Origin of the sequence: Comamonas sp. MYb396 (assembly GCF_037479555.1) — a bacterium.
Lineage (GTDB): Bacteria > Pseudomonadota > Gammaproteobacteria > Burkholderiales > Burkholderiaceae_C > Comamonas.
This window is the reverse complement of sequence record NZ_JBBGYU010000003.1, coordinates 131730-144372: the sequence shown is the minus strand read 5'-3', so window position 1 is coordinate 144372 and position 12643 is coordinate 131730. Positions and strand designations below refer to the sequence as shown.

General features: G+C 65.7%; 14 protein-coding genes. 10 read left to right on the top strand and 4 right to left on the bottom strand.

Annotated elements, in window-relative coordinates:
- Position 1 precedes the first annotated feature (1 nt).
- The 7 genes from fmt (at position 2) to WH265_RS08445 (ending at position 5729) form a co-directional block, all read left to right on the top strand.
- Complete coding sequence (fmt, locus tag WH265_RS08475; protein WP_339557959.1) at positions 2-985, top strand: methionyl-tRNA formyltransferase; 984 nt, start codon at positions 2-4, stop codon at positions 983-985.
- Positions 982-1806 carry an AzlC family ABC transporter permease gene (locus WH265_RS08470; RefSeq protein ID WP_021026997.1) on the top strand — a complete coding sequence of 275 codons (825 nt, stop codon included), beginning with the start codon at positions 982-984 and terminating at the stop codon, positions 1804-1806. Before fmt ends, WH265_RS08470 begins: the two co-directional genes overlap by 4 nt.
- A complete protein-coding gene (locus WH265_RS08465; RefSeq protein WP_021026998.1) occupies positions 1803-2147 on the top strand; it encodes an AzlD domain-containing protein in 345 nt (114 codons plus the stop codon). Before WH265_RS08470 ends, WH265_RS08465 begins: the two co-directional genes overlap by 4 nt.
- A gap of 129 nt (positions 2148-2276) precedes the next feature.
- Positions 2277-3470: a phosphoglycerate kinase gene (locus WH265_RS08460; protein ID WP_339557958.1), complete on the top strand. Its 1194-nt coding sequence runs from the start codon at positions 2277-2279 to the stop codon at positions 3468-3470.
- 173 nt (positions 3471-3643) lie between these two features.
- On the top strand, positions 3644-4282 hold the full coding sequence (locus WH265_RS08455) for a hypothetical protein (protein ID WP_021027000.1): 639 nt from the start codon (positions 3644-3646) through the stop codon (positions 4280-4282).
- Entirely contained in the window at positions 4279-4857 is a 579-nt protein-coding gene (locus WH265_RS08450; RefSeq protein ID WP_021027001.1) for a FlgO family outer membrane protein, read from the top strand. Before WH265_RS08455 ends, WH265_RS08450 begins: the two co-directional genes overlap by 4 nt.
- Before the next feature lie 353 nt (positions 4858-5210).
- Positions 5211-5729: a DUF2165 family protein gene (locus WH265_RS08445; RefSeq protein WP_339557957.1), complete on the top strand. Its 519-nt coding sequence runs from the start codon at positions 5211-5213 to the stop codon at positions 5727-5729.
- A 31-nt stretch (positions 5730-5760) separates the two neighbouring features.
- Here WH265_RS08445 and WH265_RS08440 read toward each other — a convergent pair whose 3' ends face one another.
- Complete coding sequence (locus WH265_RS08440; RefSeq protein WP_339516057.1) at positions 5761-6645, bottom strand: DMT family transporter; 885 nt, start codon at positions 6643-6645, stop codon at positions 5761-5763.
- Between the two features lie 84 nt (positions 6646-6729).
- On the opposite strand from WH265_RS08440, the gene pyrF reads away from it, so the two are divergent.
- Together pyrF and WH265_RS08430 are read left to right on the top strand one after the other, a co-directional pair.
- Complete coding sequence (gene pyrF / locus WH265_RS08435; protein ID WP_339557956.1) at positions 6730-7551, top strand: orotidine-5'-phosphate decarboxylase; 822 nt, start codon at positions 6730-6732, stop codon at positions 7549-7551.
- A 153-nt stretch (positions 7552-7704) separates the two neighbouring features.
- Entirely contained in the window at positions 7705-8700 is a 996-nt protein-coding gene (locus tag WH265_RS08430) for a Bug family tripartite tricarboxylate transporter substrate binding protein (RefSeq protein ID WP_445228502.1), read from the top strand.
- 22 nt (positions 8701-8722) lie between these two features.
- Here the strand turns inward: WH265_RS08430 and WH265_RS08425 are convergent, their stop codons facing one another.
- Positions 8723-9664, bottom strand: a complete 942-nt coding sequence (locus WH265_RS08425) for an EamA family transporter (RefSeq protein WP_339535472.1) — start codon at positions 9662-9664, stop codon at positions 8723-8725.
- Between the two features lie 93 nt (positions 9665-9757).
- Positions 9758-10957, bottom strand: a complete 1200-nt coding sequence (locus WH265_RS08420) for an NAD(P)/FAD-dependent oxidoreductase (RefSeq protein WP_445228501.1) — start codon at positions 10955-10957, stop codon at positions 9758-9760.
- Between the two features lie 42 nt (positions 10958-10999).
- On the opposite strand from WH265_RS08420, the gene WH265_RS08415 reads away from it, so the two are divergent.
- Positions 11000-12157: a PQQ-dependent sugar dehydrogenase gene (locus WH265_RS08415; RefSeq protein WP_339557955.1), complete on the top strand. Its 1158-nt coding sequence runs from the start codon at positions 11000-11002 to the stop codon at positions 12155-12157.
- On the opposite strand, the gene WH265_RS08410 is transcribed toward WH265_RS08415, so the two are convergent.
- Entirely contained in the window at positions 12154-12615 is a 462-nt protein-coding gene (locus WH265_RS08410) for a GNAT family N-acetyltransferase (RefSeq protein WP_339557954.1), read from the bottom strand. The genes WH265_RS08415 and WH265_RS08410 overlap by 4 nt on opposite strands.
- Between the last annotated feature and the right edge of the window lie 28 nt (positions 12616-12643).

Below are 12643 nucleotides of genomic sequence, written 5' to 3'. Positions count from 1 at the left end.
CATGAAAGTAGTTTTTGCCGGCACGCCGGAATTTGCCCGTGTGGCTCTCGAGCAGTTGCTGGCCGCCGGTCACGAGGTGCCGCTGGTGCTGACCCAGCCGGACCGGCCCGCCGGCCGCGGTATGAAGCTGCAGGCCTCCCCCGTCAAACAATGCGCGCTGGCGCACGGCATTGCCGTCAGCCAGCCGCTCAGCCTGCGGCTCGATGGCAAATACCCGCAAGAAGCGGCTGCTGCACGCGCGGCGCTGCTGGCGGCCCAGCCCGATGTGATGGTCGTCGCCGCCTACGGCCTGATCCTGCCGCAATGGGTGCTGCACTTGCCCGCCAAGGGCTGCCTCAACATCCACGCCAGCCTGCTGCCGCGCTGGCGCGGCGCCGCACCCATCCACCGCGCGATCGAGGCGGGCGATGCCCAGACCGGCGTCACCATCATGCAGATGGATGCGGGCCTCGATACCGGCGACATGTGCCTGGTCGAAGCGCTGGACATTGCCGCCGATGACACCACCGCCAGCCTGCACGACAAGCTGGCAGCGCTGGGCGGCCGCATGCTGGTGCAGGCACTGGCCTTGAGCGCCGAGGGCCGCTTGCAGCGCGAGCCGCAACCGGCAGAAGGCATCACCTACGCGCACAAGATCGAAAAGGCCGAAAGCACCATCGACTGGACGCTGAGCGCCGAGCAGATTGACCGCCGTGTGCGCGCCTTCAACCCCTTCCCGGCTGCTTCGACCCGCGTCGGTGATGAGGTGGTCAAGATTTGGGCAGCACAGCCCGAGCGGCATGCGCCCGCCGATGCCGTTCCCGGCCAGGTGCTGGCGGCCGATGGCCAGGGCATTGAGGTGGCTTGCGGCGAAGGTGCCTTGCGCATCAGCGAACTGCAGCGGCCCGGTGGCAAGCGCTTGCAGGCGGCAGATTTTCTGCGCGGCCATGCGCTGCAACCCGGCCAGGTGTTGGGTGACGACAGGCTCTCCGTGGCGGCTCCATGAGCCTGCACCACCGGCGCCGCGCCATCGACCACCCCAGTTTCCGTGCCGGCGTGGTCGACATGTCGGGCACGGCCGTGGGCATTGCCGCATGGGCGCTGGTCACCGGTGTGGCCATGGTCAAGGCGGGTATCTCCGCGCCGATGGCCATCTTCATGTCGCTGGTGGTCTATGCCGGCAGCGCCCAGCTGGCCGTGCTGCCGCTGATGGCGATGGGCTCGCCGATGTGGGTGGTCTGGTTCACCGCCGCCTGCGTGAACCTGCGCTTTGTCATTCTGTCGAGCATGTGGCGCAGCTATTTTGCCCATCTGCCGCTGTGGCACCGGCTCTGCATTGGTTACTTCAGCGGTGATGTGATCTTTGTCGCCTTTATGCGCCGCTACACCGCGCCGGTGGCCAAGCCCCAGCAGGTCTACTACTTCTGGGGCGCCTCGTCGCTCAACTTTGTAACCTGGCAGGGCTTTTCGATTGCCGGCATCTTGCTGGCCAATGTGGTGCCGCTGGAATGGGGCCTGGGCTTTGCCGGCGTGCTGGCGCTGCTGGGCGTGCTCTATTCGATGCTGATCGACCGCGCCACCAAGGTGGCGGCGCTGGTGGCCGCGACGGCGGCGATTGCGGCCTACGGCATTCCGCTCAAGCTCAATATTCTGGTGGCGATTGCCTGTGCGGTGACCATCGGACTTTTGGTCGAGGCGGTGGACCAGCGCGGGCGCAAGCCCAAGATAGTGGTGGTGGCCAAGAACAAACCGCTGCCATCGCCCGGGCCCGAGCAGCCCGACGATGGCACCACGGCCGTGCCCGTGCGTGAGGAGCATGTGCGATGAGCCAGGACGACTGGGATCTGCTCTACCAGCTCACCGCCATCGTGGGCCTGACCGTCATCACCGTGGTCACCCGCGCGTTCTTCATGATCCCGAAGAACGAGCTGCCCTTGCCCGACTGGCTCAAGCGCGGCCTCAAATACGCGCCGCTGGCCGCCTTGATGGCCGTCATTGCGCCCGAGCTGTTGATGGTCAAGGGCGAGCTGACCGACACCTTGCTCGATGCCCGCATTCCGGCGGTGATCTGCGCGACCATCTATTACTTCAAAAAGCGCGGCATCCTGGGCACGATTGTGGTGGGCATGGCGGTCTACCTGCCGCTGCATATCGGCCTGGGCTGGTAAGCCAGGGCTGAGAGACGCAAGCGCGACCCGCTGCTTGGGGCGGGCTGGGCAGGCCTCTACAATGGCGGCCATGCGCAGGCCCCTGCATGGCGCGCGCCCCAGTTTCTAGACTCTTTGGTAGCCATTCCCATGAACATCCTTCGTTTCTCCGACCTGTGTGCCCAAGGCAAGGTGCAAGGCCAACGCGTTTTTATCCGCTCCGACCTGAATGTGCCGCTCAACGATGCCGGCGAGATCACCGAAGACACGCGCGTGCGTGCGTCGGTGCCTGCGATCGAGATGGCGCTGAAGGCCGGCGCTGCCGTGATGGTGACCAGCCACCTGGGCCGCCCCACCGAGGGCGCGTTCAAGCCTGAGGACTCGCTCGCCCCGGTGGCCCAGCGCCTGGCGCAGCTGCTGGGCCGCGAGGTGCCGCTGATCGCTGACTGGGTTGACGGCGTCACCGTGGCCCCCGGCCAGGTCGTGATGCTGGAGAACTGCCGCAGCAATGTCGGCGAGAAGAAGAACCTGCCGGCGCTGGCGCAAAAGCTCGCCCAGCTGTGCGATATCTACGTGAACGACGCCTTTGGCACGGCCCATCGCGCCGAAGGCACGACCTACGGCATTGCCGAGTACGCCAAGATCGCCTGTGCCGGCCCGCTGCTGTCGGCCGAGATCGATGCCATCACCAAGGCACTGGCCGCGCCGGCGCGCCCGCTGGTCGCCATTGTCGCGGGCTCCAAGGTCTCGACCAAGCTGACCATCCTGCAGGCGCTGTCCAGCAAGGTGGACCAGCTGATCGTCGGTGGCGGCATTGCCAACACCTTCATGCTGGCGGCAGGCCTGAACATCGGCAAATCGCTGGCCGAGGCCGACCTGGTGGGTGACGCCAAGGCCGTGATCGATGCCATGGCCGCACGCGGCGCCGATGTGCCGATTCCGACCGATGTCGTGGTGGCCAAGACCTTTGCGGCTGACGCCGAGGCCATCATCAAGCGCGCCACCGACGTGGCCGATGACGACCTGATCCTCGATATCGGCCCCGAGACGGCCGCCCGCCTGGCCGAGCAGCTCAAGAAGGCCGGCACCATCGTCTGGAACGGCCCGGTGGGCGTGTTCGAGTTCGATGCGTTTGCACATGGCACAGAAACCCTGGCCCAGGCCATTGCCCAGTCGCCCGCCTTCAGCATTGCCGGCGGTGGCGATACCCTGGCCGCCATTGCCAAGTACGGCATCGAGGACAAGATTGGTTATATCTCCACCGGCGGCGGTGCCTTTTTGGAAGTATTGGAAGGCAAGACCTTGCCAGCTTTCGAGATTCTGCAAAAACGCGCGGCAGGCTGAGCTTATTCAGTGGGCAAATGGCGTTTCTAAAGTGTGAGCAAAAACAACAAAATGCGTGGCTCTGCTCGCACTTTGGATCGTTTCACTTGTCTTGGTAGCACCACATCTACAACAATGGATGCAAGCCTGGGCGGGTGTTGGCCCGTCGGCTATCTAATTCCGAGGAGGGAAACATGGCTTTGAAAAAGACCATCGGAGCGGCGGCGCTGGCAAGCGCCGTGCTTGCGTTGACGGGTTGCGCGGTAGAGGCGCCCGTTCCATACGGCGCCAACTATGCACAACCAACCCAGATGAAGGTGCGCGCTGCGGGTCACTGGGACCTGATGGCCAGCGACGTGGTGGCCGACACGCTGGCCACCCTGGAGCGCAATGGTCTGAACGCCAAGACGCCTTTGTATGTGGCCCTGCCACAGAACGCCAGCGCCTTTGACAGCGTGTTCCACGACCTGGTCGTGACCAAGCTGGTGCAGCACGGCGCATCGGTCTACACCACCCCCGGCCAGCAGCTCGAAGTGAGCTACGACGCCAAGGTCGTGCACCACAACCTGCAGCAAGCGGGCAACTGGGCCTATGAGGGCGACAACGGCCAGGTCGTCGCCGGCGTGAGCCCGACCATCGGCACCGACTACCAGGCCGCCACCATCGCAGGTGCCCCTGCGTACTCCGAAGTGCTGCTGACCACCACGGTGCTGCGCCAGGGTCAGTATGTCGCGCGCAAGTCCAATGTCTACTATGTTGACAACGCCACCGTCGGCCAGTTCGCCAAGACCGAAGCCTACCGCGCTGTCAACATGAAGGTGGTGGGCAAATGATGCAGCGTCTGACCACCCTGGCCGCTGTGGCCTCTGCCGCTGTGCTGGCCGGTTGCGCCAGCTGGATGGATCCTGCCCAGCCCGTGAGCACGGTGCGCAGCGAGCCGACCTACCAGGCTGCCGACGCCAGCGTCTTCCTGGCCAACAGCCAGGATGCGATCAACAAGCTGACCGCCTCGGTCGCTCCCCAGTCGACCGGTACCGGCCCTGTGCTGGTGGCCACCGTGGTCAATGTGAACAACATGGGCGCCTCGTCGCCACTGGGCCGCACCTTGTCCGAGATCTACGCCAACCAGATGGCCGCCCGGGGCTTCCACGTCAAGGAAGTCAAGCTGCGCACCGATCTGTATGTGCGTGAAGGCACCGGCGAGCTGCTGCTGTCGCGCGAGATGCGTGACATTGCCCGCAGCCAGAACGCCTCGATGGTGCTGGTCGGCACCTTCTCGCCCGCTGCCAACTTCACCTACGTCAGCCTCAAGCTGGTGCGTACCGAAGACAGCCGCATCCTGTCGGGCTATGACTATGCCTTGCCCAATGACCGCGATGTGACCCGTCTGCTGAACGCGCCTCGCTGATCAACCACCGGGCCGCAGCCCGGTTGGAACCAAGAACGCACTCCCCTTGGGGCCGTGCGTTTTTTTATGGCCGGATCGGTCAGCGTTGACAGCCTCCACAGCGGGCTGGCAGAATCCAGCCTCCCTCCTGGCGCGACATTCGATCCGGTTGGCCTGCGTGTTTCCCAGACCCGCTGCCGACTTCAGGTTTTCCAGTCCCGATCTGCGCGCCTGCGTGCTTTTTGCACACCTCCCCGCCAACTCCGCGTTGGCACACTTTTGATGGATCAGGTGCCGAGCCTTGCTGTTCGGCGCCACGGCATCCGTCTGTCTTTTCCTATCCCTCTCTCACACTCTCACGTCTGGAGCTTCGAATGATGATTCGTCTGTCCAAGTCCGCCCTGGTGCTGGCCATGGCTTTCTTTGCCACCTTGGTGGCTTTTGGCAATATCACCGACTACGCCACCAACTTTGCCTTTGTGCACCATGTGTTCCTGATGGACACCACCTTCCCAGGCAACGGCATCCTCTACCGCGCCATCGATGCGGAATGGATCCACCACCTGGGCTATGCCGGCATCATTGCGCTGGAGACGCTGACGGCGCTGCTGTGCTGGGTCGGCGGCAGCCAGCTCTTGCGCGCCCGCCATGCCGATGCGGCCGGTTTTCGTGCTGCCAAAAAATGGGCGATTGCCGGGCTGACCCTGGGCTTTCTCACCTGGCAGGTGGGCTTTATGTCGGTGGGCGGTGAGTGGTTTGGCATGTGGATGTCCAAAGCGTGGAATGGTGTGCCCGATGCCTTCCGCTTCTTTATCACCCTGCTGCTGGTGCTGGTCTATCTGACGATGGACAACGACAGCCTGGCCTCGCCCACGCAGTCCGCAGGCCGCTGATACCCGCAGCCTGGCCTCGCCTCGTGCAGGCTCAGCGGCGCGCCCGGCTGGGCCAGAGCACCGAGGCGATGGCCAGCACCATCAAGGCCACCGCCGTCCAGTCCTGCCAGTGCAGGATCTCGCCCAGCCACCAGGCGCCGCTGAAGACGCCCAGCACGGGGATCAGCATCACGCTCAAAGTGGACGCCAGCGGCGGCAGGGTGCGCACCAGAAAGAACCAGGCCACCTGGGCAAAGCCGATCACCAGCACTGCATTGAACAGGATGGTGCCCCAGGCGACGGGGTCAGGCGCATGCCAGCGCGGGCGCTCCAGCAGCGTGGCCAGCAGGCACAGGCAGCCGGTGGTCATCACGGTCATCCAGAAGGCCAGGGTCAAGGTGGGCGCCGGGATGCGGGTGCGGCGCAGCAGCTGGGTGCCCAACGCCCAGCTGGCCGCTGCCAGCAGCATCAGCGCCACGCCGGTAGGCTTGCCGCCCAGCTTGTCCATCTCGTTCCACAGCAGCAGCAATACGCCGCCAGCGGCAGCGGCCACGCCCAGCCAGGCGCGCGGTGGCAGCCGGTCGCTGAAGAACAGCGCGCCCAGTGCTGCTGAAAAAATAGGCATGGTATAGCCCAGAATGGCTGCCCGGCCGCTGGGCAGCAGCGGAATCGCCACGATGATCAGCGTGTGCCACATCACCATGTTGAAAAAGCCCAGCACCACGAGCGGCCCCCAGTAGCGGCGCTCCAGCCGGAACGGCACCTTGAGCACCAGCAGGCCCAGCGCCAGCAGCGGCAGGCCGATCAGCATCGACAGCGCGCGAAAGCTCAGCGGCGGGAAGTGCAGCACCCCCGTCTTCATCACCGGCCAGTTCAGCCCCCAGACCAGGGTCAGCAGGCACAGGATCACCAGTTGTTGTCTCGACAGGGTAGGCATGGGGCGCGATTGTGCCTGCAATCCCCGTGCGACGCAGTCAGCTCTGCGAAGGCCCTGGCACGGCCAGCTTTTACAATAGCGCCCATGCCTTTTATCGACCAGCTGCGCGCCGCAGCCACCCAAAACAACTCCATGCTGTGCGTGGGCCTGGATCCGGAACCCAGCCGTTTTCCCGCCACGATGCGCGGCGATGCCAGCAAGATCTATGATTTTTGCGCAGCCATCGTCGATGCCACCCATGACCTGGTCAACAGCTTCAAGCCGCAGATCGCCTACTTTGCAGCGCACCGCGCCGAGGACCAGCTGGAAAAGCTGATGGCCCATATGCGCCGCGTGGCGCCCCAGGTGCCGGTGATTCTCGATGCCAAGCGCGGCGACATCGGCTCGACCGCCGAGCAGTACGCCAAGGAAGCCTTTGAGCGCTATGGGGCGGACGCGGTGACCTTGTCGCCCTTCATGGGCTTTGACTCCATCACGCCCTACCTGAAGTACGAGGGCAAGGGCGCCTTCCTGCTGTGCCGCACCTCCAACCCCGGTGGGGACGACCTGCAGGCCCAGACCCTGGCCGATGTGCCCGGCCAGCCGCAGATGTTCGAGCATGTGGCGCGCCTGGCCCAGGGCCCCTGGAACACCAATGGCCAGCTGGGCTTGGTCGTCGGTGCCACCCGCCCGCAAGAGATCGAGCGCGTGCGCGCCGTCGCCCCCCACCTGCCGCTGCTGATTCCCGGCGTCGGTGCGCAGGGCGGCGATGCGGTGGCCACCGTCAAGGCGGCCCGCATTGGCGGCGGCCCGATCATCATCAACTCCTCGCGCGCCATTTTGTATGCGAGCAGCGGTGAAGACTTTGCCAGCGCGGCGCGCGCCGCTGCGATCCAGACCCGCGATCTGCTGAACGCCGTGGACTGAGCGGCCTCCACGCCAAGAACGACAGGGTCCGTGCTGCACGCTGGCACGGACCCTGCTTCTTTTTCCGGAATGGTGCGGGGGCTTCTTGGGCCAAGACACAATGCGCCTGCCGCTTTTCTTCTGACGCCTTTTCCACCGCCACAAGGACTTCCGATGCTCCCTATGCTTTTCTCTCGCCCGCGCCGGATGGCCAGCCTGGGTCTGCTGGCGCTGGCGGCCAGCATGGCGGCAGGCGCGCAAGCGGCTGCGCATTACCCGAACAAGGCCATCACCTTGGTGATTGCCTACCCGCCCGGCGGCAGCACCGATGCAGTCGGCCGCATGGTCGGCACCGAGCTGGCGCAGCGGCTCAAGCAACCGGTGGTGATCGAGAACCTGGGTGGTGCCGGTGGCGCCATCGGCGCGCAAAAGGTGGCCCGGGCGGCGGCCGACGGCTACACCCTGCTGCTGTCGGCCAACAATGAGATGGCGATTGCGCCGCTGATCAACAAGGCCATCAAGTACCGGGTGTTCGAGGATTTCACGCCCATCAGCCTGGTGGCGACCCAGCCCATGGTGCTGGTTGCCTCGCAGGCCAGCGGCGTCAAGAACACGCAGGAGTTCCTCAGCCTGCTGCGCCAGAACCCGGGCAAGTACAGCTATGGCAGCTCGGGCGTGGGCACGGCACTGCACATTGCTGGCGAGATGGTGCAGCAGGCCGGCGATGTGGCGATGACCCATGTGCCCTACAAGGGCGTGGCACCACTGACCAATGACCTCTTGGGCGGCAGCCTGGATTTTGGCGTGTTTGTGCTGTCCTCGGGCCTGCCGCATATCCGCGCCGGCAAGGTGGTGGCGCTGGGCACGACCGAGGCCAAGCGCTCCAGCGTCACGCCCGATATCCCCGCCTTGGCCGAGACCTCGGCGTTTGCGAGGGTCGATATCAACAGCTGGTTTGCGCTGATGGGCCCGGCCAAGCTGCCCCCGCAGGTGCAAAAGGCCTTGCGTGCGGCCATCGATGACATGCTGCAGTCGCCCAGCTTTCGCGCCAAGCTCGAAGCCAGTGGCAATGTGGTGGCCGCGCCCGGCCAGGACATGGGCGCCTTCTTGAAGGCCCAGGTGGCCAAGTACCAGCAGATCGTCGAGACCGCGAAGATCGAGGACCGCTGAGTGCGGTCTCGTTGGGCGCAGCTTAGCGCCGCGCCGCCTGCAGCCAGCGGCCGCCCCAGACCACGACCACCAGCGCCAGCACGACAAACACCGCGCCGGCCCACTGCCAGCCGGTCACCGTCTCGCCCAGCACCAGCATGCCGGTGGTCAGGCCAATGACCGGCACGCAGAGGCTAAAGGGCGCCACCCGGTTGGCGGAGTAGCGCTGGATCAGCCTGGTCCACAGCCCATAGCCGACGATGGTGGCCACCCAGCCCAGGTAGGCGATCGACATCCAGGCCAGCCCGGGAATCTGCTGCCAGGTCTCTGCCTGCAGCCACTTGCCGACGCTGCCCTCGTCCAGTGCGGCGCTCAGCCCGATGAAGGGCAGAATCGGCATCAGGCTGCTCCAGGCAATAAAGCTCACCGGGTCGTAGCGGGCGTTTTCCTTTTGCGCCAGGCGCACCACCACGTTGGAGCAGGCCCAGGATGTGGCCGCGCACAGCACCAGCAGCAGGCCGGCCAAGGTGGTGCCACCAGCGCCATTGCTGCGCAGCTCATTGATCAGCAGGCAGGCCAGACCGAGCGCGGCAATGCCCATGCCGGCCACCAACGGGCGGCCGGGCCGCTCGCGCAGCAGTACCCAGGTCCAGACCGCGGTGAGAAACACCTGGGTCTGCAGCACCACGCTGGCGAGCGATGCCGTCATGCCCACCTTGAGCGCGGTGAACAAGAAGCCGAACTGGCCCACGCCCTGCAGCAGGCCAAACAGCACCACCCAGCGCCAGTGCACGCGCGGCGGCTTGATGAACAGCACCAGCGGAAAGGCCGCGCAGAGGTAGCGCAGGGCGCCCAGCTCGAACGGGGTCAGGCTTTGCAGGCCCCATTTCATGATGACAAAGTTGATGCCCCAGACCACCACCACGACCAGCGCCAAGGCGAGGTCCGTAGGGCGAAAGGGGACGGGGGAGCTGGAAGCGGACATGGCTGGAGGCGCTGGTGTGCGCAGCGCCGGATGTTATTCAAGGTTTTCCAGCAGTGTGCCAGCAAGCGCAGCTGCGTGCTGGCACTGCGCTATTCAGCGCAAATGGCGCGTGGGCGACAGTGCTTCAGGCTGCACACCCTGGCTGGCCAGCGCCGGGTCCAGCGGCTCCTGCAAGGCCAGGTTGCGCGCCAGCAGGCCGTAACCATAGGCGCTCTGGATGCCGTAGCCGCCTTGCGCCGCCACCCACAGAAACTGCGGCGCCTGGCCATCCCAGCCGATCACCATCTCGCCATCGGCGACAAAGGAGCGCAGGCCTGCCCAGCTGTGGCTGGGGCGGCGGATATCGAAATGGCTGGCCTGCATGATGCGGTCAATGCCCTCGGCAATGTCCAGCATCTCGGGCTGCACATCATGCGGGTGGGTGGCATCGGCATTGGCGGGCGAGCCCAGCAGCTGGCCGGCATCGGGCTTGAAGTACCACTGCTCACCAATATCGATGACGGCCGGCCAGTGCTGGCCATCCATGCCTTCGGGCATCGCAAAGGTGAAGGCGCTGCGGCGTTTGGGCGTGAGGCCAATGGCAGCTGCTCCAGCCATCTGGCCCAGCTCATCGGCCCAGGCGCCGGCGGCATTGACGACATGGCGCGCCAGCAGCTGGCGGCCATCGGCCAGGCCGATCTGCCAGTGGCCGGCGCTGGCATCCCAGTGCAGGCCCTGCACCTGGGCGTCGTTCCACAGCTGACCACCGCGCCGGCGCATGCCCTTCAAAAAGCCCTGGTGCAGCGCATGCACATCGATATCGCGGGCGCCATCGTCGGTAAATCCGGCTTCGAGCACCTCGGTGTTCAAGGCCGGCAAAAAGGCCTTCAGTTCAGCCCTGTCCAGCCAGCGCGCGCCGGGCGAGTGCTGGCGTGCCTCGTCGTAGGCGGCTTGCAGCGCGGGCAACTGCGCGGGCGTTGCCACATACAGTACGCCCCGGGGGCTGACCAGCGCATGTTCGGCAAAGTCGGCAGGCGGCTGCTCGTAAAACTGGCGGCTGGCGCGGGTAAGCGCCTGCACCTGGGTGGGGCCATAGTGCTCCTCAAACAGCGCGGCCGAGCGGCCGGTGGTGTGGTAGCCGGGCTGCGATTCCTGCTCCAGCACCAGCACCTGGGCGCTGGCAGCCAGGTGCCAGGCGGTGGCGCTGCCGGCCATGCCGGCGCCGATGACGACAAAATCCCAGACTGCCAGGCTGGCGGCGGCAGAAGCGGATGCGCTAGGGGAGGCCGAAGGGGAACTGTTGGGGGTTTCCATGGTCAGCATGGTAAGGTCAGAGGCACTTCGCAAAGGGCAAACATGAGACAGAAACAAGCACGCAAGGGTTTTTATTCATGGGCGCTGGGCGCCAGCGGGCTGCTGGCCATCTGCGCCGCCAGCACTGTGCAAGCGCAGACGGCGGCGCCCGCGCTGCCCAAGCCGACAGTCGTGGGCAGCGGCTACCTCAACCCCTGGGCCATCGCGCCCTTGCCGGACAAGCGCTTTTTGCTGACTGAGCGCGGCGGCAAGCTCTGGCTGCTCGATGCCGATGGCCGCAAGCAGTCCGAGCTGCAAGGCGTGCCCAAGGTGGTCGATGCCGGCCAGGGCGGCCTGCTCGATGTGGTGGCCGACAGCCAGTTCGCCAGCAACCGCCGCATCTATTTTTGCTTCAGCGAAGCCGGGCCCCAGGCGGGCACCAACAGCACGGCACTGGCCACGGCGCGTGTTGCGGCCAATGAGCGCCAACTGGAAGACGTCAAAGTCCTGTTCAGCCAGCGCCCCAAGGCCAGGAGCAATGCCCACTTTGGCTGCCGCATCGCCCAGACGCCCGATGGCAACCTGTTCCTCAGCCTGGGGGACCGCTTTTCGCAGCGCGACGATGCGCAGACCCTGAACAACCACCATGGCAAGCTGGTGCGCATTGCCAAGGATGGCAGCGTTCCCAAGGACAACCCCTATGTGGGCCGCCAGGATGCGTTGCCCGAGATTTACAGCTACGGCCACCGCAACAGCCAGGGCCTGGCCGTCGCCGCCGATGGCAGCCTGTGGCAGCACGAGCATGGCCCGCAGGGCGGCGACGAGATCAACCGGCCCCAGCCCGGCAAGAACTATGGCTGGCCGGTGATCACCTATGGCGAGGAATACGGCGGCGGCAAGATCGGCGAAGGCACGCAAAAGGCCGGCATGGAGCAGCCCTTGCACTACTGGGTGCCCAGCATTGCGCCCTCGGGCATGGCCTTTGTCACGAGCGACCGCTATGGCCCGGCCTGGAAGGGCAGCCTGCTGGTGGGCGGCCTCAAGTCGCGCAGCGTTGCCCAGCTGGCGGTCAAGGACGGCAAGGTGACGGGCGAGAAGCGGCTCTACGAATCGCTGGGTGAGCGCATCCGCGATGTGCGCCAGGGCGCCGATGGCCTGGTCTACCTGCTGACCGATGGGCCTGATGGCAAGCTGATTCGGCTGGAGCCCTCGGGCAGTTAAAGCTTGCGCTTGAAACCCAGATGGCTGGGCACAAAGCCCAGCTTTTCGTAAAAGCGGTGGGCATCGGCCCGGCTTTTGTCGGTGGTCAGCTGCACCACCGTGCAGCCCCGCGCGTGGCACTGCGCCACGGCCCATTCCAGCATCTGCTGGCCCGCGCCGGCGCCGCGCAGCTGCGCCGCAATGCGCACCGATTCGATCTGGCCGCGCCAGGCCCCCGTGTGTGACAGGCCGGGCACAAAGGACAGCTGCAGCGTGCCCACCACTTGCCCGTCCAGCTCGGCCACCACCAGGCGCTGGTTGGTATCGGCGCAGATCGCGTCAAAGGCCGCGATATAGCGCGCATCGGGCGGGTCGGCCAGCACCTCGCGCTCGCGGCCCAGCGCATCATCGGCGAGCAGCGCAATGATGGCGGGCAGATCGGCCAGGGTTGCGGTGCGGAAAATCAGGTTTGCTGGCATGGCTGCAGTGGGGATGGACTGGTTCGTT

What these genes read in the sequence shown, in the direction of transcription:
- WH265_RS08470 (WP_021026997.1), top strand. Translation starts at nt 982, where the DNA reads ATGAGCCTGCACCACCGGCGCCGCGCCATCGACCACCCCAGTTTCCGT.
- WH265_RS08450 (WP_021027001.1), top strand. Translation starts at nt 4,279, where the DNA reads ATGATGCAGCGTCTGACCACCCTGGCCGCTGTGGCCTCTGCCGCTGTG.
- WH265_RS08460 (WP_339557958.1), top strand. Translation starts at nt 2,277, where the DNA reads ATGAACATCCTTCGTTTCTCCGACCTGTGTGCCCAAGGCAAGGTGCAA.
- WH265_RS08410 (WP_339557954.1), bottom strand. Translation starts at nt 12,615, where the DNA reads ATGCCAGCAAACCTGATTTTCCGCACCGCAACCCTGGCCGATCTGCCC.
- WH265_RS08440 (WP_339516057.1), bottom strand. Translation starts at nt 6,645, where the DNA reads ATGCCTACCCTGTCGAGACAACAACTGGTGATCCTGTGCCTGCTGACC.
- WH265_RS08445 (WP_339557957.1), top strand. Translation starts at nt 5,211, where the DNA reads ATGATGATTCGTCTGTCCAAGTCCGCCCTGGTGCTGGCCATGGCTTTC.
- WH265_RS08465 (WP_021026998.1), top strand. Translation starts at nt 1,803, where the DNA reads ATGAGCCAGGACGACTGGGATCTGCTCTACCAGCTCACCGCCATCGTG.
- WH265_RS08430 (WP_445228502.1), top strand. Translation starts at nt 7,705, where the DNA reads ATGCTCCCTATGCTTTTCTCTCGCCCGCGCCGGATGGCCAGCCTGGGT.
- WH265_RS08455 (WP_021027000.1), top strand. Translation starts at nt 3,644, where the DNA reads ATGGCTTTGAAAAAGACCATCGGAGCGGCGGCGCTGGCAAGCGCCGTG.
- pyrF (WP_339557956.1), top strand. Translation starts at nt 6,730, where the DNA reads ATGCCTTTTATCGACCAGCTGCGCGCCGCAGCCACCCAAAACAACTCC.
- WH265_RS08420 (WP_445228501.1), bottom strand. Translation starts at nt 10,957, where the DNA reads ATGGAAACCCCCAACAGTTCCCCTTCGGCCTCCCCTAGCGCATCCGCT.
- WH265_RS08415 (WP_339557955.1), top strand. Translation starts at nt 11,000, where the DNA reads ATGAGACAGAAACAAGCACGCAAGGGTTTTTATTCATGGGCGCTGGGC.
- WH265_RS08425 (WP_339535472.1), bottom strand. Translation starts at nt 9,664, where the DNA reads ATGTCCGCTTCCAGCTCCCCCGTCCCCTTTCGCCCTACGGACCTCGCC.
- fmt (WP_339557959.1), top strand. Translation starts at nt 2, where the DNA reads ATGAAAGTAGTTTTTGCCGGCACGCCGGAATTTGCCCGTGTGGCTCTC.